This is a genomic window from Pseudomonas sp. C11 (assembly GCF_034683865.1).
In the GTDB taxonomy this organism is placed as follows: domain Bacteria; phylum Pseudomonadota; class Gammaproteobacteria; order Pseudomonadales; family Pseudomonadaceae; genus Aquipseudomonas.
The window spans coordinates 88469-107386 of sequence record NZ_JAWIIP010000005.1 but is presented as its reverse complement, the minus strand read 5'-3'; the positions used below and the strand labels follow the sequence as shown (position 1 = coordinate 107386).

12 protein-coding genes are annotated in these 18918 nt (G+C 64.5%); 8 read left to right on the top strand and 4 right to left on the bottom strand.

What is annotated here, in order from left to right; genetic code table 11:
* Nucleotides 1-51 precede the first annotated feature (51 nt).
* From VC352_RS09995 to VC352_RS09970, 6 genes are all read left to right on the top strand, one after another.
* Nucleotides 52-912 carry a protein-glutamate O-methyltransferase gene (locus tag VC352_RS09995; RefSeq protein WP_322979615.1) on the top strand — a complete coding sequence of 287 codons (861 nt, stop codon included), beginning with the start codon at nt 52-54 and terminating at the stop codon, nt 910-912.
* Nucleotides 913-937: 25 nt separating this feature from the next.
* A complete protein-coding gene (locus VC352_RS09990; RefSeq protein WP_322979418.1) occupies nt 938-8230 on the top strand; it encodes an Hpt domain-containing protein in 7293 nt (2430 codons plus the stop codon).
* Nucleotides 8227-9246, top strand: coding sequence for a chemotaxis protein CheB (locus tag VC352_RS09985; protein WP_322979417.1), 1020 nt, complete (start codon nt 8227-8229; stop codon nt 9244-9246). The genes VC352_RS09990 and VC352_RS09985 overlap by 4 nt, the downstream gene beginning before the upstream one ends.
* A 10-nt stretch (nt 9247-9256) precedes the next feature.
* Nucleotides 9257-9727 carry a chemotaxis protein CheW gene (locus VC352_RS09980; protein ID WP_322979416.1) on the top strand — a complete coding sequence of 157 codons (471 nt, stop codon included), beginning with the start codon at nt 9257-9259 and terminating at the stop codon, nt 9725-9727.
* Nucleotides 9711-10517, top strand: a complete 807-nt coding sequence (locus VC352_RS09975) for an AraC family transcriptional regulator (protein ID WP_322979415.1) — start codon at nt 9711-9713, stop codon at nt 10515-10517. The genes VC352_RS09980 and VC352_RS09975 overlap by 17 nt, the downstream gene beginning before the upstream one ends.
* Before the next feature lie 71 nt (nt 10518-10588).
* Nucleotides 10589-11203, top strand: coding sequence for a LysE family translocator (locus tag VC352_RS09970; protein ID WP_159969964.1), 615 nt, complete (start codon nt 10589-10591; stop codon nt 11201-11203).
* A gap of 213 nt (nt 11204-11416) precedes the next feature.
* Here the strand turns inward: VC352_RS09970 and VC352_RS09965 are convergent, their stop codons facing one another.
* The 3 genes from VC352_RS09965 to VC352_RS09955 form a co-directional block, all read right to left on the bottom strand.
* Nucleotides 11417-12901, bottom strand: coding sequence for an alanine/glycine:cation symporter family protein (locus tag VC352_RS09965; protein WP_322979414.1), 1485 nt, complete (start codon nt 12899-12901; stop codon nt 11417-11419).
* A 215-nt stretch (nt 12902-13116) separates the two neighbouring features.
* Complete coding sequence (locus tag VC352_RS09960) at nt 13117-13836, bottom strand: 16S rRNA (uracil(1498)-N(3))-methyltransferase (RefSeq protein ID WP_322979413.1); 720 nt, start codon at nt 13834-13836, stop codon at nt 13117-13119.
* Between the two features lie 79 nt (nt 13837-13915).
* Nucleotides 13916-15319: an adenosylmethionine--8-amino-7-oxononanoate transaminase gene (locus VC352_RS09955; RefSeq protein WP_322979412.1), complete on the bottom strand. Its 1404-nt coding sequence runs from the start codon at nt 15317-15319 to the stop codon at nt 13916-13918.
* 253 nt (nt 15320-15572) lie between these two features.
* Between VC352_RS09955 and VC352_RS09950 the strand changes: the two genes are divergently transcribed.
* Both VC352_RS09950 and VC352_RS09945 read left to right on the top strand, forming a co-directional pair.
* Nucleotides 15573-16118 (top strand): cytochrome b, encoded by a 546-nt coding sequence (locus VC352_RS09950; RefSeq protein ID WP_322979411.1) that lies wholly within the window; start codon nt 15573-15575, stop codon nt 16116-16118.
* 58 nt (nt 16119-16176) lie between these two features.
* Nucleotides 16177-16752 (top strand): YceI family protein, encoded by a 576-nt coding sequence (locus VC352_RS09945; protein ID WP_322979410.1) that lies wholly within the window; start codon nt 16177-16179, stop codon nt 16750-16752.
* Nucleotides 16753-16891: 139 nt separating this feature from the next.
* On the opposite strand, the gene VC352_RS09940 is transcribed toward VC352_RS09945, so the two are convergent.
* On the bottom strand, nt 16892-18775 hold the full coding sequence (locus VC352_RS09940; protein ID WP_322979409.1) for a DEAD/DEAH box helicase: 1884 nt from the start codon (nt 18773-18775) through the stop codon (nt 16892-16894).
* Between the last annotated feature and the right edge of the window lie 143 nt (nt 18776-18918).

Here is an 18918-nt window from a genome sequence, read left to right as displayed (position 1 = left end):
GTCGCTCGCGGCCTCCGCTGGATAGCCATGACTCAGGGCGAGGGGCAGGGTATGCAGGCAGCCGGCATCTGGGCGTTGACGCCTACGGCCGAGATGTCGCAGACGGACTTTCACGACTGGCAGACGCTCCTCGAAGAGCGTACCGGCGTGGTCGTCAGCGAACAGCGCCGGGCATTTCTGCAGACCAATCTGAGCGCGCGCATGCGCGAATTGGGCGTCACGGACTACGCCAGTTACTACCGTCAGGTGACCGATGGGCCACGTGGCGCGGTGGAGTGGTCGACCCTGCTGGATCGTCTGACCGTGCAGGAGACGCGTTTCTTCCGCCACCTGCCGTCGTTCGACGTGTTGAGCCGTTATCTGCAGGAGCGTCTGACGGCCGGGCTGGGTAAGCCCTGGGAATTCTGGAGCGTAGGGTGTTCCAGTGGCGAGGAGCCGTATTCGCTGGCCATCCTGGCCGCCGAAGCATTGCAGGGTAGCGAGTCGCCGGAACATTTCGCCGTGACCGGTACGGACATCAGTCAGGGCGCATTGAGCAAGGCCCGCGAGGGCTGTTACTCGACGCGAAGGCTGGAGCAGGTGAGTGACGAGCTGCGCGAGCGTTATTTCCTCGCCCAGGCCGATGGACGCTTCAAGGTGGTACCGAGCCTGGCTGCGCGCGTGTGCTGCGCCAGGCTCAATGTGCTGGAACTGGCCAAGGCGCCGATGTCCGGCATGGACGTGATTTTCTGTCAGAACTTGCTGATCTACTTCCGCCGCTGGCGCCGCCGCGACATCCTCAATCGCCTGGCCGAGAGCCTGGCACCGGGTGGCTTGCTGGTGGTGGGTGTGGGTGAAGTAGCCGGTTGGCAGCATCCGGAGCTGGTGCCGGTAGCCGACGAGCGTGTTCTGGCGTTTACCCGCAAGGGATAAGGCCAAGTTTATGAGTGGAGTGGCTATGGGTGATCGGCATGATTATGTCGCCCTGGAGTGGGTCAAAGGCGAGATCGCGGAAACCCTGAAGCAGGCGCGCCAGGCCCTGGAGGCGTTCGTCGAGAACCCGCAGGATCCGACGCGCATGCGCTTCTGCCTGACCTACGTGCACCAGGTGCATGGCACCTTGCAGATGGTCGAATTCTACGGCGCCGCTCTACTGGCCGAGGAAATGGAGCAACTGGCCAAGGCGCTGATGGAAGGCCGCGTGGCCAACCAGGGCGAGGCGCTGGAAGTGCTGATGCAGGCCATCCTGCAGTTGCCGGTGTACCTCGACCGTATCCAGACCGCGCGCCGCGACCTGCCGATGGTCGTGCTGCCGCTGCTCAACGACCTGCGTGCCGCCCGTGGCGAGAAGCTGCTGTCGGAAACCAGCCTGTTCTCGCCGGACATGTCCGTTCGCCAACCGGCGTTGCCGGAGGGTGGCCTGGAACGTCTGCGCACCGCCGAGCTGCCGGTGTTGCTGCGCAAGCTGCGGCAGATGCTGCAGATGGCGCTTGTCGGGGTGATCCGCAACCAGGATCTGGCCACCAATCTCGGTTACATGGCGCGGGTTTTCGCGCGCCTGGAAAACCTGTGCAAGGAGGCCCCGCTCGGTGGCCTGTGGCAGATTGCTTCCGGCATGGTCGAAGGCCTGGCCAATGGCAGCGTGGTCAACGGCACTTCGGTGCGAACCCTGCTGCGCCAGGTCGACAAGGAGCTCAAGCGTCTGGTCGAGCAGGGCGCCGACGGTATCAACCAGGCCGCGCCTGATGAATTGACCAAGAATCTGCTGTTCTACGTGGCCAAGGCGCCGGCGCAATCGCCGCGCATCCGCGCCCTGAAGGAACAATACCGCCTGGACGAGGCACTGCCGGACACCGAAGTGGTGGACGAGGAACGCGCCCGCCTGGCCGGTCCCGACCGCGATGCCATGCGCTCGGTGGTGGCCGCCCTATGCGAGGAGCTGGTGCGGGTCAAGGACAGCCTGGATCTGTTCGTGCGCAGCGACCGCAATCAGCCCAGCGAACTGGATGCCCTGCTGGCCCCGCTCAAGCAGATCGCCGATACCCTGGCCGTGCTGGGCTTCGGCCAGCCGCGCAAGGTGATCCTCGACCAGATCGATGTGATCCATGGCCTGTCTCTCGGTCAGCGCGAGCCAAACGATGCGGTGCTGATGGATGTTGCCGGCGCGCTGCTCTATGTCGAAGCGACGTTGGCCGGCATGGTTGGCCCGAGCGAGGACAGCCAGAGCGAGCAGAGCCGCCTGCCGACCACCGATGTCGGGCAGATTCACCAGTTGGTGATCAAGGAAGCGCGCAACGGCCTGGAGCAGGCCAAGGACGCGATCATCGAATTCATCGCTTCGCAGTGGAATCACGAGCACCTGGCGCGTGTGCCCGAGCTGCTGACCCAGGTGCGTGGCGGTCTTGCGATGATCCCTCTGCAGCGCGCTGCCGACCTGCTCAGCGCCTGCAATCGCTACATTCAGGAGCAACTGCTGGCACGCAAGGCGGTGCCTAACTGGCAGAGCCTCGACACCCTGGCCGATGCCATTACCAGCGTCGAGTACTACCTCGAGCGCCTGGCCGAAGATCACGGCACCCAGGGTGACCTGATTCTCGACGTCGCCGAGGAAAGCCTGGAGGCGCTTGGCTATCCGCTGCAGGAAAAACCTTCGATTCTCGACACTGTCGAACCGCCGCTGGAAACGCCGGCACCGCTTGCCGATCCGCTGCAGGAGATCGAGCTGCTCGGTGCCGAGGACAGCGAGCTGGAGCAGCCGCTGGATGAGCCACTGATCGACGAGGTCGAACCGACCACGCCAGTGGAGGACGAATGGCTGCTGGATGCCGAGCCGCTGGTCGAGCCGGCGAACTTCGAGGCGCTGCCGGCCGAAACCGTCACCTTCGATCTCGAACCCCTCGAAGACTTGCCTGCCGTGCAGCCGGTAGCGCCCGCTGCGGATGAGTACCGGCTCGACGAAATCGAGCTCGACCTCGACGAACAGGCCGCTGCGCCGCAATGGGACGAACTGGAACTGGCCGACCTGGATCTGCCCGAAGTCGAGCTGCCCAGCGCTGTAGAGCCGGAGCCCGTGGTTAACCCCGTCGAGGTGGACAAGCCGCTGTCCATGGCCGACGTCATGGCTGCACCGGTGCAGGCCATCAATCCACCTGCCGCCGACGTGCCGCCCAGTTTGCTACCGCCGCCTGCCGACGAAGAGCCGGTGGACGATGAGCTGCTCGAAGTCTTCATCGAGGAAGCCGGCGAGGTGCTGGAAACCATCGCCGAGTACCTGCCGAAGTGGCAGGCCAATACCGAGGACAAGGATGCGCTGATCGAGGTTCGTCGCGCTTTCCATACCCTCAAGGGCAGCGGGCGCATGGTGCGTGCGCTGGTGATCGGCGAGCTGGCCTGGTCGATCGAGAATCTGCTCAACCGCGTGCTCGAACGCAGTATCGAGCCCGGCGAGGCCGTGCAACAGGTGGTGGTGGACGTGGTCGCGCTGATGCCGGCGCTGGTCGACGAATTCGCTGCCAAGGCTCAGCGCCAACGCAATGATGTCGACCTGCTGGCGGCCACGGCGCATGCCCTGGCCAAGGGCCTGACGCCCCCAAAATCTGACGCCCCGGTCGCCGCACAGGTAGCCGAGTCCGTGGGCGACGCCGAGGCTACCGATAGCACCGTGCAAGACGAGCCGGCCGTCGAAGCCCTGGTCGAGGAAGTCGAGGTCGGCGCGCCGATCGGTGCTGAATCGCTCGATGACGAGCCTGGGGACAGCGAACCCCTCGATGGCGAGCCCCTCGACCCACAACTGCTGGAGATTTTCCGCAACGAGGCGGAAACCCACCTGGATACCCTGGTCGGTTTTCTCGCCGATTGCGCGCAGGAATTGCCGCAACCGGTGACCGATGACCTGCAGCGGGCGCTGCATACCCTCAAGGGCAGTGCATACATGGCCGGCATTCTGCCGGTGGCGGAAATCGCCGCGCCGCTGGAGAAGTTGGTCAAGGAGTTCAAGACCAACCTGATACCGGTCGATCTGGCTGCCGCCGAGCTGCTCAGTCAGGCCGAGAAACTCTTCCGCGCCGGCCTTGAGCAACTGGAAAGCCGGCCGCTGGCCCCCATCGACGGTGCCGAAGCCTTCCTGGCCCGCGTACAGACGCTGCATCAGGAGCGCCTCGAGCAGGCCGAAGGCGAACGCCACGGCGAACGCGGTGAAGTCCGTGATCCACAACTGATCGGCATCTTCCTCGCCGAGGGCATGGATATCCTGCTCGATGCCGAGGATCTGCTGCGCAAATGGCGCGAGCACCCCGCCGAGCGCCAGGAGCTGTCGGCCCTGCTGGACGAACTGACCACCCTGGGCCGTGGTGCCGAGATGGCCGAGCTGCCGCAGATCGACGAGCTGTGCGAAGCGTTGCTGGATCTTTATGGTGCGGTCGAAGAAGGCAGCCTGGCGGTCAGCGAGCGCTTCTTCGATGAGGCGGAAAAGGCTCACGAAGCGCTGATCGGCATGATGGATCAGGTGGCTGCCGCGCTGGAGGTCACGCCACAGCCCGAGCGGGTCGATGCCCTGCGCGCATTGCTCGACGAAGCGCTGGGTCCGGCCACGCTGGCCCTGCTGACACCTGGCGCCGAGGGTTTTGAAGTCCTCGATCTGGATGCTGCCACCGAAGCTCTGCAGGCCGATATTGAAGAGCCGTCAGGTGAGGACGAGCCGCTGCCACAGCCTGCCGAGCAGGCACCGGAACTCGCGGTTTCCTCGCAGGTGCTGGATGCCGATCTCGACGACGAGATGGTGGAGATCTTCCTCGAAGAGGCGGTGGATATCCTCGAGAGCGCCGGTCAGGCTCTGGAACGCTGGCTCAGCGAACCGGACAACACCCTGCCGCTGTCTTCCCTGCAGCGCGATCTGCACACCCTCAAGGGCGGCGCGCGCATGGCGGCGATTCGTCCTATCGGGGACCTCGGCCATGAGCTGGAGTCGCTCTACGAAGGCCTGGTGGATCGTCGCTACGCGTATTCCACGCAGCTCGGCGACCTGCTGCAGCGCAGTCATGACCGACTTGGGCTGATGCTCGACCAACTGCAGGCGCGCCAGCCGCTGACGCTGGGTGATGACCTTATCCAGGCGATTCGCCAGTTTCGCCAGGCCGGTGCCGGGCAGGGCCTGGCTCCGGCCGTCGTACAGCCCGAGTCGGTGATCGACGAGACTCCGGATGAAGAGCCTGCATTGGCTGGCGAAGAAATCGCCGAGTCCTTGCCAGCCTTGGCCGAGGTCGAGGAACTGCCCGATGCCCAGAGCGAGCCCGATGAACCCGGTATGGACATCGAGGCGCTGACGCTCGACACACTGCCGGTGGAGGACGATCCTGTTGCCGAGCCCGAGCCCGAGCCCGAGCCCGAGCCCGAGCCCGAGCCCGAGCCCGAAGTCGAGGCGCAGCCTCAGTCCGACTGGCATGACGAACGTGACCCCGAACTGGTGGAAATCTTCCTCGAGGAAGGTTTCGATATCATCGACAGCGCTGGGGCCGCCCTGCAGCGCTGGATGGCGGATGTCGACAACAGTCTGGAGCTCGAAGCCCTGCAGCGCGATCTGCACACCCTCAAGGGTGGTGCGCGCATGGCGGAGATTCGCGAGATCGGTGATCTCGCCCATGAACTCGAATTTCTCTACGAGGGCCTGGGTACCGGCCGAATGCGCGCCAGCCCGGAGCTTTTTACCCTCCTGCAAGCCTGCCATGACCGTCTGGCAGAGATGCTCGACGCGGTACGTGCCAGGCGCACCGTGCCGCAGGGCGACGCCCTGATCGAGGCGATCAAGCGCTTCCGCGCCAACCCGGACGAGCAGGTCAGCATTCCCTCTGCCATACAGCTCAAGGCAGTGGTCGAAAGTGGCGCTGACCACGAAGCTGACAGCGACATTCTGGAAATCTTCCTCGAGGAAGGTGACGACCTGCTGGAAGCGATGGAAGCCGCCATCGGGCGCTGGGAACAGCAGCGCGACGACGCCTCCGCCATCGACGAGATGCTGCGTATCCTGCACACCCTCAAGGGCGGTGCACGCCTGGCCGGGCAGAAGCGTCTCGGGGACATGAGCCACGCCCTGGAGCAGCACCTGAGCGAGGCCCTGCAGCAGGGCGCGCCCTGGCCGGAAAGCCTGTTCCTCGATGTGCAGTCCGGCTTCGAGGGGCTGCAGAAGGAACTCGATCAACTGCGCCTGCGTCTGGACGAAAGTCTGGAGGACGAAGCACCCGTCGAGACGGTCGCCGCGCCGGAGCCTGCGCGTGCCGCCTCGACCTCGATCGTGGCAGCCAGCGAGCAACCGGCGCAGGTGCAGGTCGACAAGATCCTGCCCTTCGTACAGCGTGCGCGCGAAGCCGCCGATGAGGCTGCCGCGCGCCGCGCACCGCAGGAACTGGTCAAGGTTCCGGCGGAACTGCTCGAAGGGCTGGTCAACCTGGCCGGCGAAACCTCGATCTTCCGTGGCCGTGTCGAGCAGCAGGTGAGCGATGTCAGCTTCACCCTGAGCGAGATGGAAGCGACCATCGACCGCGTGCGCGACCAGTTACGCCGCCTCGACACCGAAACCCAGGCGCAAATTCTCAGCCGCTACCAGGCCGAAGCCGAGCGTGCCGGCTACGAGGATTTCGACCCGCTGGAAATGGATCGCCACTCGCAACTGCAGCAGCTCTCGCGCGCGCTGTTCGAGTCGGCCTCCGACTTGCTCGACCTGAAGGAAACCCTGGCGGCGAAGAACCGCGACGCCGAGACGCTGCTGCTGCAGCAGGCGCGGGTCAATACCGAGCTGCAGGAAGGCCTGATGCGGACGCGCATGGTGCCGTTCGACCGCCTGGTGCCACGCCTGCGTCGGATCGTCCGGCAGGTGGCCGGTGAGCTGGGCAAGCAGGTGGAATTCCTCGTCGGCAACGCCGAGGGGGAAATGGATCGTACCGTGCTCGAACGTATCGTCGCGCCGCTGGAACACATGCTGCGCAACGCCGTCGACCATGGCATCGAGCCCGCCGAGGTGCGCCGCGCCGCAGGCAAGCCGGACACCGGCACCATCCGCCTCAATCTCGGCCGTGAGGGCGGCGATATCGTCCTCACCCTGGATGACGACGGGGGTGGCATTCGCCTCGATGCCGTACGGCGCAAGGCCATCGAACGTGGGCTGATGGACGAAGGCAGCGATCTCAGCGATCACGAGGTGCTGCAGTTCATTCTCGAAGCCGGCTTCTCCACCGCCGAGAAGGTCACGCAGATTTCCGGGCGTGGCGTCGGCATGGATGTGGTGCACTCGGAGGTCAAGCAGCTCGGCGGCTCGATGAGCATCGACTCGAACGTCGGCCAGGGCACGCGCTTCACCATTCGCCTGCCGTTCACCGTCTCGGTCAACCGTGCGCTGATGGTGTACTCCGGCGAAGACCTCTACGCCATTCCGCTCAATACCATCGAGGGTATCGTGCGCGTCTCGCCTTACGAACTGGAAGCCTACTACGCGCCTGATGCGCCGCGCTTCGAGTACGCCGGGCAGGCCTACGAGCTGAAGTACCTTGGCGACCTGCTGAACAACGGTCAGCATCCGAAGCTCGTTGGCCAAAGCCTGCCGCTGCCGGTGATCCTGGTGCGTTCCAGCGAGCACGCCGTGGCGGTGCAGGTCGACAGCCTGGCCGGTTCGCGCGAGATCGTGGTGAAGAGCCTGGGCCCGCAGTTCGCCGGGGTGCACGGTATTTCCGGTGCGACCATCCTCGGTGACGGTCGCGTGGTGGTGATTCTCGATCTGCTGGCGACCATCCGCACTCTGCATGCGCGCCTGCTCAACCAGCTCACGCCGCGTCAGCTGGGCCGCGCCGAGGTCGTCGCCGAAGAGGTCGAGGCCGTGCGCCCGACGCTGGTCATGGTGGTGGACGACTCGGTCACCGTGCGCAAGGTCACCAGCCGTCTGCTTGAGCGCAACGGCATGAACGTGATGACCGCCAAGGACGGGGTCGACGCCATCGCTCAGTTGCAGGAGCACAAGCCCGACATCATGCTGCTGGACATCGAGATGCCACGCATGGACGGCTTCGAGGTCGCGACCCTGGTGCGTCACGACGAAAATCTCAAGGATCTGCCGATCATCATGATCACCTCGCGTACCGGTGAGAAACACCGCGAGCGGGCCATGGCCATCGGCGTCAACCAGTACCTCGGCAAGCCTTATCAGGAGTCCCTGCTGCTCGACAGCATCACGCAACTGGTGAGTGGTCAGCGAGGGAATGAAGCATGACGGAAAGAACCGCAGCTCGTATCGCGGTCATCGCCGACACCTCGCTGCAGCGCCATGTGCTGCAGCAGGCACTGATCGGTGGCGGCTACAACGTGGTGCTCAACAGCGACCCGGCGCGCCTCGATGAAGACGCCCTGGCCGCCTGCGAGACCGATCTGTGGCTGGTGGATCTGGCCCAGTCCGAAGACTCGCCGCTGGTCGACAGCCTGCTCGAACACGCCAGTGCACCGGTGTTGTTCGGCGAAGGCCATGCTCCCGAGCGGCATTCGGAGAACTACCCGCGTTGGGAGCGCAGCCTGTTTGGCAAGCTCAAGCGTCTGGTTGGCGATCCAACCCAGGCGGTCGGCCCGAGCCTGCAGGCGCTGCTCGACGAAGGGCAGCGCCCGTCACGCCTGGAATTGCCCCAGGCGCTGGCCGATACGCCGCTGAAAGCCGGCGAGCCCGCGCGCCAGGTGTGGTTGCTGGCGGCTTCGCTGGGCGGGCCGGCGGCGGTCAAGGCCTTCCTCGATGCGCTGCCGGGCGGGCTGCCCATCGGCTTCATCTATGCCCAGCACATCGATGCCAGCTTCGAAGCGGCATTGCCGCAAGCGGTTGGCCGGCACAGCCAATGGCACGTCAACAGCGCCCGCCATGGTGACCCGGTACGCTGTGGCGAAGTGGTGGTCGCGCCGATCAACCATGAGCTGGGTTTTGCCGAAGACGGCACCATGCAGATCGCCGAGCGCGGTTGGCCCGAGCCTTACAGCCCCTCGATCGACCAGATGATGCTCAACCTGGCGCAGCAGTTTGGCGCCCAGTGCGGGGTCATCGTCTTCAGTGGCATGGGCAGCGATGGCAGCGCCGCCGCCGCCTACGTCAAACGCCAGGGCGGGGTGATCTGGACGCAGCGTGCCGACAGTTGCGCCAGCCCGAGCATGCCCGACAGCCTGCGCGAGGGTGGCTACAGCGTCTTCAGTGCCGATCCGCGCGAGCTGGCCGTGGCCCTGGTCAATCACATCGCCGAACATTGCAGTTAAGGACGTTTCCATGAGCCAAGCCGTTGCCACCCAGAACAGTGCCGCCAGCCTTACCGGCCTGCTGGTGCCGCTGGCCGACCGTACCCTGCTGCTGCCCAACGTCGCTGTCGCCGAGCTGATTCCCTACCGCGCACCGCAAGCGGGTGAGGGCATGCCGGACTGGTATCTCGGTCAGATCGCCTGGCGTGACCTGCGTCTGCCGCTGTTGTCGTTCGAGGCTGCCAGTGGCGCCCAGGCGCAACTCGGCGGCAGTGCCCGGGTAGCCGTGCTCAACGCCCTCGGTGGGCGTGCCAAGGTCAAGTTCATTGCCTTGCTGGTGCAGGGTATTCCGCGTTCGTTGAAGGTCGAGAGCGACCTGCCAGCCGCCGATGTGGCGTTGGCTCCGCTGGAACTGGGCGCAGCTCGGGTCGGTGAGGACGTGGTGCGTATTCCCGACCTGATCGGCCTCGAGCAGTTGCTCGAAGATGCCGGAATCATCTGACGGCCGCTTGCGCCTGGCGCGTCTGGGCGATCTCGAGGTCGCCAGTTGCGCGTCGTCTGGCCAGCACTTCGACAAGCACAGCCACGACGAATTCGTCATCAGCGCCAACCTGCTGGGCGAAGAGCAGGTGTGGCTGGATGGTCGTACCTTCACGGCTCCTGCCGGCTGCATCACCACCTACAATCCCGGCGAAATCCAGGGCGGCGGCGCAGCCGAGGGGCAGCCGTGGCGCTATGTCGGGGTCTATCTGCCGGTGGAGAGTCTGGCGGCCAGCCTGGGCTTGAGTGCCGTGCAGTTCGAGCGCCCCTGGCAGGATGATGCACTGCTGGCGAACGAGCTGGGTCGCGCCGTCGAGGCCTGCCTGAGTGAGGATATGCTCTGGCGCGAGCGCGGCGAGGAGCGCCTGACCCTGCTCCTGGCGCGGGTAGCCGCCGGTGCTGGTGTCGGTCTGGTGTCACGCCGCGAGGTAGGGCATGCCGCCGTGCGTCGCCTGCAGGAGTTGCTGGCTGCCAATCTGCAGCGCAGCCCTAGCCTCGAGGAAATGGCCAGCGAACTGGGTCTGTCGAAATTCCATCTGCTGCGCAGCTTCCAGAAACACACCGGCCTCAGCCCCAGGCAGTGGACCATGCAACTGCGCACGCGTCGTGCACAGGGGCTGTTGCGTCAGGGCAGGCCTGCCGGCGAAGTGGCTCATGCGCTGGGCTTTGCCGACCAGAGCCATCTGAACCGACACTTCCGCGCTGCCTACGGCATCAGCCCCGGGCGCTATCAGGCCTTGCTGCGCTGCTGAGCAATCCGGTTCAAGCGTCTCCCTTGGCGCCACGCCATAATCGGCGCCATCTTTAGAGGGGGAGTCGAGTCATGTTGACGGTCTTTATCGCTGCCGTGCTGTTCGGTCTGGCGTTCGTCATCTCGCCAGGGGCGGTATTCAGTGAAACCTTGCGTCGTGGTCTCAGTGGCGGCTATCGCCCGGCATTGCTGGTGCAGCTTGGCTCGTTGATCGGTGATGCGCTGTGGGCGTTGATCGGCCTGAGCGGCCTGGTGTTGCTGCTCGGCCAGGACAGCGTACGCGTGCCGTTGACGCTGGCCAGCGCCGCCTATCTGGCCTGGCTGGGCGTGCAGGGCCTGCGCGATGCCTGGCAGCCGCCACAACAGGAGGAAGAAGGCGACGCACAGGCTCGCAGCGCCTTTGCCGCTGGCGCGTTGCTGTCGCTATCCAACCCGAAGAACATCGTGTTCTGGGGCGCGTTGGGCAGTGCGCTGGCCGGGATCGTCGAGGGCACGCCGACGAGCGAACAGATGCTGGTGTTCTTCGCCGGCTTCATGCTCGCTTCGCTGGTCTGGTGTTTCGTTTGTGCGGCGCTGGTGGATTGGCTGCGGCGCAATACTTCGTTGCTCTGGCATCGTCTGAGTTATGCCGGGTGTGGGGTGTTGTTGCTGGCGCTGGCGGCGCTGACCTTGCGTGGGTTGGGGTGATTTTCAGGGAGATTCTTTGCGGGGTATCAAGCCAGCCATGCGGCGCTTCGATCCGCCCTACTGCTGCCGAGTGAAACCGATAGTTCCAGATGCAGGAAACCGCCTTACCCAATACACCAGAAACAAAAAATCCGATGCCGCCATGGCGACATCGGATTTCTAGGGTGCTGCCAGTGTCACCCAGGGCTCAGCCCGGGCGACTCTGTAGGCGCATCAGCGCTGCGATTGCTGCGCTTCTTCAGCCTTCTCGGCGGCGAGGTTGTCTTCCGAGGTGTGATTGCCCCAGTAGTCGGCATTCTTGATGCCGAGTTTCTCGGGGTGGAACACCGGATCCTTGCCCTGATCCTGCTGCTCTTCGTAATCCTTCAGACACTTGTAGGCAACCTTGTGCATCAGGATGATGGCGATGATGTTCAGCCAGGCCATCAGGCCCACGCCGAGGTCACCCAGATCCCAAGCGAAGGTGGCGCTGTGCACGGTACCGTAAACGGTCGCAGCGATGATGCCGAACTTCAGCAGCAGGGTGAGGATGGGGCGGTTCACCTTGCGGTTGATGTAGGCGATGTTGGTTTCGGCGATGTAGTAGTACGCCAGGATGGTGGTGAAGGCGAAGAAGAACAGGGCAATGGCGACGAAGGCGTTGCCGAAGCCGGGCATCATGTTCTCCATGGCCGTCTGCACGTAACCCGGGCCAGCGGCGACACCGGCGATACCGGTGAACAGCGCGCTACCGTCCGGCGCCTGCACGTTGTACTGACCAGTGATCAGCAGCATGAAGGCGGTGGCCGAGCAGACGAACAGGGTGTCGACATAGACCGAGAAGCCCTGCACCAGGCCCTGCTTGGCCGGGTGGCTTACAGCCGCGGCGGACGAGGCGTGCGGGCCGGTGCCCTGGCCAGCTTCGTTGGAGTAGACGCCGCGTTTCACGCCCCACTGGATGGCCATACCGAGAATGGCGCCGAAACCAGCGTCCATACCGAAGGCACTCTTGAAGATCAGCGCGAGCACATCCGGCAGTTGGCCGATGTTCAGCAGGATGATCACCAGGGCGACCAGGATGTAGCCCAGCGCCATGAACGGCACCACCACCTGGGTGAAGTGGGCGATGCGCTTGACGCCGCCGAAGATGATCAGGCCGATCAGCACGGCCAGTGCGGCTGCGGTGACGTTCGGGTCGATACCGAAGGCGGTGTTGGCGCTGGAGGCGATGGAGTTGGCCTGCACGCCCGGCAGCAGCAGGCCGCAGGCGAATACGGTGACGATGGCGAACAGCCAGGCGTACCACTTCAGACCCAGGCCGCGCTCGATGTAGAAGGCCGGGCCGCCGCGGTATTCACCGTTGAGCTTCTCCTTGTACACCTGGCCGAGGGTGGATTCGACGAATGCCGAGCTGGCGCCGAGGAAGGCGACCATCCACATCCAGAACACGGCGCCCGGGCCACCGAAGGTGATGGCGGTGGCCACACCGGCGATGTTGCCGGTACCGACGCGACCGGCGAGGGTCATGGTCAGTGCCTGGAACGAGGTGATGCCGTGTTCGTCGGTACGCCCGGCGAACATCAGGCGAATCATTTCCTTGAAGTGACGGACCTGGAGAAAGCGACCGCGCAGAGAGAAGTAGAGACCCACGCCGAGACAGAGGTAAATCAGCGCCGGGCTCCAGACCAGACCGTTGAGGGTCGAGACCAGTTCGTTCATGCAATGCTCCTGGGCTTGCGGTCGCCTTTTGGGCGGAGCCGTTACCCGTTGATTTGTTATTGGAAGAGGGGCGACGCAGCTCAGGCGCCGGCCTCAGCCGGGCGCAGGTTGCTGGTAAAGCAGGTCGCGCACGCGGCGCGCAGAGCATGACAAAGACTGCCCGGCTTGCAATCTCTTGAGGTCACATTTTGTTACGTCGAGGCGACATTTCCTGCCTACAAGTCGCCCCACAGCTGCTGTGCGATGCTAAGCGCCACCACGGGGGCGGTCTCCGTACGCAGGACGCGCGGCCCCAGGCGGGCGGCGTGGAAGTCTGCGCCCTTGGCCTGGTCGACTTCGGCATCGCTCAAGCCGCCTTCCGGGCCGATCAGAAACGCCAGTGAACGCGGCGGAACGTGACTGGCCCAGGGTTCTGCAACCGGGTGCAGCACCAGCTTCAAATCGGCCTCGACCTGTTGCAACCAGGCCGCCAGTTCCAGCGGCGGATGAATCACCGGCGGCACCGAGCGCCCGCACTGCTCGCAGGCGCTGATCGCCACCTGGCGCCAATGGGCCATGCGCTTGTCGGCGCGCTCGTCCTTCAGACGCACCTCGCAGCGCTCGGAAACGATCGGGGTGATCTCGCTGGCACCCAGCTCGGTGGCTTTCTGAATGGCCCAGTCCATCCGCTCGCCACGCGACAGGCCCTGGCCCAGATGGATGCGCAGTGGCGACTCGGCCAGGCCGGTGAACGCCTCGCGCAACTCGACCCTTACGTTCTTCTTGCCCACCTCGATCAGTTCGCCGAGGTATTCCTGGCCACTGCCATCGAACAGTTGCACGGCGTCGCCGACTGCATGGCGCAGCACGCGGCCGATGTAGTGGGCCTGAGCCTCGGGTAGTTCGTGTTGGCCGAGGGAGAGTGGAGCGTCGATGAAGAAACGGGATAGGCGCATAGGGCTTCAGGCTACAGGCAGCAGGCTTTAGGCGCGCAGTCTAACGCCTGCAGCGTACGGCCTGAAGCCTGTGGCCGTTTCAGCCCGGATCGCGATGATCGGGGTAGCGGTTGTCCACCGCCACGCTGATCGATTCGCGGGTAGCGATGTCGATGCCTTCGCTGGCCACCTCGGCGAGAAAGTCGATCTCTTGCGGGGTGATCACGTACGGTGGCAGGAAGTACACCACGCTGCCCAGCGGGCGCAGCAGCGCGCCGCGCGACAGGGCGTGCTGGTAAACCGCCAGGCCGCGGCGCTGCTGCCAGGGATAGGCGGTCTTGCTCGCCTTCTCGGCGACCATCTCGATGGCCAGGGCCATGCCGGTCTGGCGTACTTCGGCGACATGCGGGTGGTCGACCAGGTGCGCCGTTGCGCTGGCCATGCGCGCAGCCAGTGCCTTGTTGCGTTCGATCACATCGTCATCACGGAAGATGTCCAGGGTCGCCAGGGCAGCCGCGCAGGCCAGCGGATTGCCGGTGTAGGTGTGTGAATGGAGGAAGGCGCGCAGCGTGGCGTAGTCGTCGTAGAAGGCGCTGTAGACCTGATCGGTGGTGAGCACGGCGGCCATCGGCAGGTAACCGCCGGTCAGCGCCTTGGACAGCACCAGGAAATCCGGGGTGATGCCGGCCTGTTCGCAGGCGAACATCGTGCCGGTGCGACCGAAGCCAACGGCGATTTCGTCATGGATCAGGTGCACGCCATAGCGGTCGCAGGCCTCGCGCAGCAGCTTGAGGTAGATCGGGTGGTACATGCGCATGCCGCCCGCGCCCTGGATCAGCGGCTCGACGATCACGGCGGCGACTTCGTGGTGGTGTTCTGCCAGCGCCTGCTCCATATGGGCGAACATGACGCGCGAATGCTCCTCCCAGCTCACGCCCTCGGGGCGCAGATAGCAGTCCGGGCTGGGCACCTTGAGGGTATCGAGCAGCAGCGCCTTGTAGGTGTCGGTGAACAGCGACACGTCGCCGACCGACATGGCCGCCACCGTTTCGCCGTGGTAGCTGTTGCTCAGGGTGATGAAGCGCTTCTTGTTCGATTGGCCGCTGTTGAGCCAGTAGTGGAAGCTCATCTTCAGCGCCACTTCGATGCCCGAGGAGCCGTTGTCGGCGTAGAACACCTTGTTCAGCCCCTCCGGGGTGATCTGCACCAGGCGTTCGGACAGTTCGACCACGGGCTCATGGGTGAAGCCGGCGAGCATCACGTGCTCCAGGCTTTCCAGTTGCTCACGGATGCGTGCATTGATACGCGGGTTGCCGTGACCGAAGACATTGACCCACCAGGAGCTGACCGCATCGAGGTAGCGCTTGCCGTCGAAGTCTTCCAGCCACACGCCCTGGCCGCGTCGAATCGGGATCAGTGGCAGGCGTTCGTGATCCTTCATCTGGGTGCAGGGGTGCCACAGCACCTCGAGGTCGCGCTGCATCCACTGGTCGTTCAGGCTCATGACGGTTCTCCCAATTCTCGGCCGCACAGCCTAGCAGATGCTCGCCCGGTTTCACCCATTGCCACCCATCCCTCTAACCGAGCCGCCTGGCGGCAGGCGAGCAACTTTGTCATCCCGTTTGTCACTAACGAGGTCGCGCTGGAATGAGGCATTTAGTTATCGTATTTCTCGATATTTCCAAGCGAAAAATTCCCCTTTAATTCGATGCTTTTATCGATAACCTTTCTCCACTTCCTTATCAGGGATACATGGCATGCAGTGGCGCAACTCTCCCGCTCGTTATGGTCTGGTCAGCATTTCGCTGCACTGGCTGGTGGCTCTGGCGGTCTTCGGGCTTTTCGCCCTCGGTTACTGGATGGTGGGCTTGAGCTACTACGATCCGTGGCGGCAAGAGGCGCCCGACCTGCACAAGAGCATCGGCCTGCTGCTGTTCGGTCTGATGCTGCTGCGGGTGCTCTGGCGTCTGCTCAATCCCTCGCCGGCAGCGCTGGCCAGCCACGGTGCCATGACCCGTCTGGCCTCCAAGCTCGGCCACGGGCTGCTGTATCTGGGCCTGTTCGGCGTGATGATCACCGGTTACCTGATTTCCACCGCCGATGGCCGTGGCATCGAGGTGTTCGGCCTGTTCACCGTGCCCGCCACGTTCACCGGCATTCCCGACCAGGAAGACGTGGCTGGCGATATTCATCGCATTCTTGCCTGGGGCCTGGTGATCTTTGCCGGTGTCCACGGCCTGGCGGCGCTCAAACATCACTTCATCGACCGCGACAGCACGTTGCTGCGCATGTTCGGACGTTGAATCCATCTCGGGCAAACGGCTTGCCCCACTTTCGATACGACCTGCAAGGAGACTCAAGATGCTGAAGAAAACTCTCGCCGCGCTGGTGCTCGGTTCCGCTCTGATCGGCGCTCAGGCCATGGCTGCCGATTACGTGATCGACAAGAAGGGCCAGCACGCCTTCGTCAACTTCAAGATCAGCCACCTGGGCTACAGCTGGCTGTACGGTACCTTCAAGGATTTCGACGGCAAGTTCAGCTTCGATGCGGCCAAGCCCGAGGCCAGCAAGGTCAGCGTGACCCTGAAGACCGCCAGCGTCGACACCAACCACGCCGAGCGTGACAAGCACATCCGCAGCGCCGACTTCCTCAACGTCGCGGCCCACGACACCGCGACTTTCGAGTCCACCTCGGTCAAGTCCACCGGTGAAGGCACCGCTGACGTCACCGGTAACCTGACGCTGAACGGCGTGACCAAGCCGGTCGTATTCGCGGCCAAGTTCATCGGTGAAGGCAAGGATCCGTGGGGCGGCTACCGCGCCGGCTTCGAAGGCACCACCACCATCAAGATGAAGGACTTCGACATTTCCATGGATCTCGGCCCGGCTTCGGAAACCGTCGAGCTGATCATCTCCATCGAAGGTGTTCGTCAGTAAAGAAAGCGGCCGCTTGCGGCCTGGCTGATGACCCTCTCCCCCATATGGGAGAGGGCTATTCAGCCGTTCATCCGCTTGCCTCTGGCAATAACGAAAACGCCGCCCCTAGGGGCGGCGTTTTCGTTGCTGCTACGCGTGCTTATTCATCGCGGTTGCGCGTCAGCAGGGCCGGCTTCTCGCCACGCGGACGGCTGCTGGTGGCCAGTTCGTCGAGCTGTTCCGGCGTCGGGAAGCGATCCAGGCGCGAGCTCTTGTGCACGATGACCGGCTGACGTTCGCGCGGGTTGCGCACGGCTGCTTCAGAGCGTGGCAGCTCATCACGATCCAGCGAGGTAACGCGGCCATCGTGAGCGGGGCGACGTGCCCCACCGCCGTTGCGGCCCTGTCCGCCGCTGCCTGCGCCCTGGCGACGGTTCTTGCCACCCTGGCCTTGGCCTGCTGGCTTGGCGCCGCCATTGTTGCGCGGTGGTTTGTTGGCCGGGCGCGGAGCACCTTGGGCTGCACCCGCTGGGGCGCCGCCACGACGGCCACGCTGCGACTTGTTCTGGTTGGGGCTGACGTAGTCGACGCGGTTACCGAAGTTGTCGATCTCGTCGTCGAGAAACTCCTCCGGGTCACGGTTCGGCGGCAGTGCCGGCGCGGCCGGGCTGGCCGTTGCACCGTCGCTCTTGGGCGCGCGGCGCTTGCGGTCGCGGCGCGGTTTGGCTGGCTGCTCCTTGCCTGCGTCCTTACCCTTGTCCTTGCGGCCGCCATTGTCATGTTCGGCCTTGGCTTTGCCTTCGCCGCCGTTCTGGGCTTTCTGCGGTTTCTGGCCGCGTTGCCCGCCACGCGGCTGGCGTGGCTCGCGCACTTCCGGACGTTCCGCTTCCACGGCGCTGGCGTCGAAACCCAGCAGATCGCCGTCGGGGATCTTCTGCTTGGTCATCCGCTCGATGCTCTTGAGCAGTTTCTCCTCGTCCGGAGCGACCAGGGAAATGGCCTCACCGCTGCGGCCGGCACGACCGGTACGGCCGATGCGGTGTACGTAGTCTTCCTCGACGTTGGGCAGCTCGAAGTTGACCACATGCGGCAGTTGATCGATATCCAGGCCGCGTGCGGCGATATCGGTGGCGACGAGGATACGCACCTTGTTCGCCTTGAAGTCGGCCAGGGCCTTGGTGCGCGCGTTCTGGCTCTTGTTGCCGTGGATCGCGGCAGCCGGCAAACCGTGCTTGTCGAGGTATTCGGCCAGGCGGTTGGCGCCGTGCTTGGTACGGGTGAACACCAGCACCTGTTCCCAGGCGCCCTGGGTGATCAGGTGGGCGAGCAGCGCGCGCTTGTGGCTGGCTGCCAGACGGAACGCGCGCTGTTCGATGCGCTCGACCGTGGTGTTCGGCGGCGTGACCTCGATGCGTTCCGGGTTGTGCAGCAGCTTGCCGGCCAGGTCGGTGATGTCCTTGGAGAAGGTCGCCGAGAACAGCAGGTTCTGGCGCTGGGTGGGCAGCTTGGCCAGCACCTTCTTGACGTCGTGGATGAAGCCCATGTCGAGCATGCGGTCGGCTTCATCGAGCACGAGAATTTCTACATGCGACAGGTCGATGGCTTTCTGGTTGGCCAGGTCGAGCAGACGACCGGGGCAGGCGACGAGCACGTCGACGCCCTTGGCCAGGGCCTGCACCTGCGGGTTCATGCCGACACCGCCGAAGATGCAGGCGCTGACGAATTTCAGGTCACGGGCGTAGATCTTGAAGCTGTCGTGCACCTGGGCGGCCAGCTCGCGGGTCGGTGTCAGCACCAGTACGCGCGGTTGTTTCGGGCCGTGACGTTGTTCGCGATCCGGATGGCCGCCCGGGAACAGGCGCTCGAGGATCGGCAGGGCGAAGCCGCCCGTCTTACCTGTACCCGTCTGGGCCGCCACCATCAGGTCGCGACCTTGCAACACGGCGGGAATGGCCCGCTGTTGCACCGGAGTGGGTTGGGTGTAGCCGGCGGATTCGACCGCACGGACTAAAGCCTCGGAGAGACCGAGGGAGGCAAAGGACATGAGCAATCCTGTACTAGTGAGGGCGTGGCCCTGGGGGTGTAGAGCCTGGCTTGAATCACGCATTGGGGGGCATGATCCCGTCCGGTACTGCTGATTTCCGAGAACCAGCATCCGGGCGCAAGCCTGGCGGGAAGGCCCGAGTA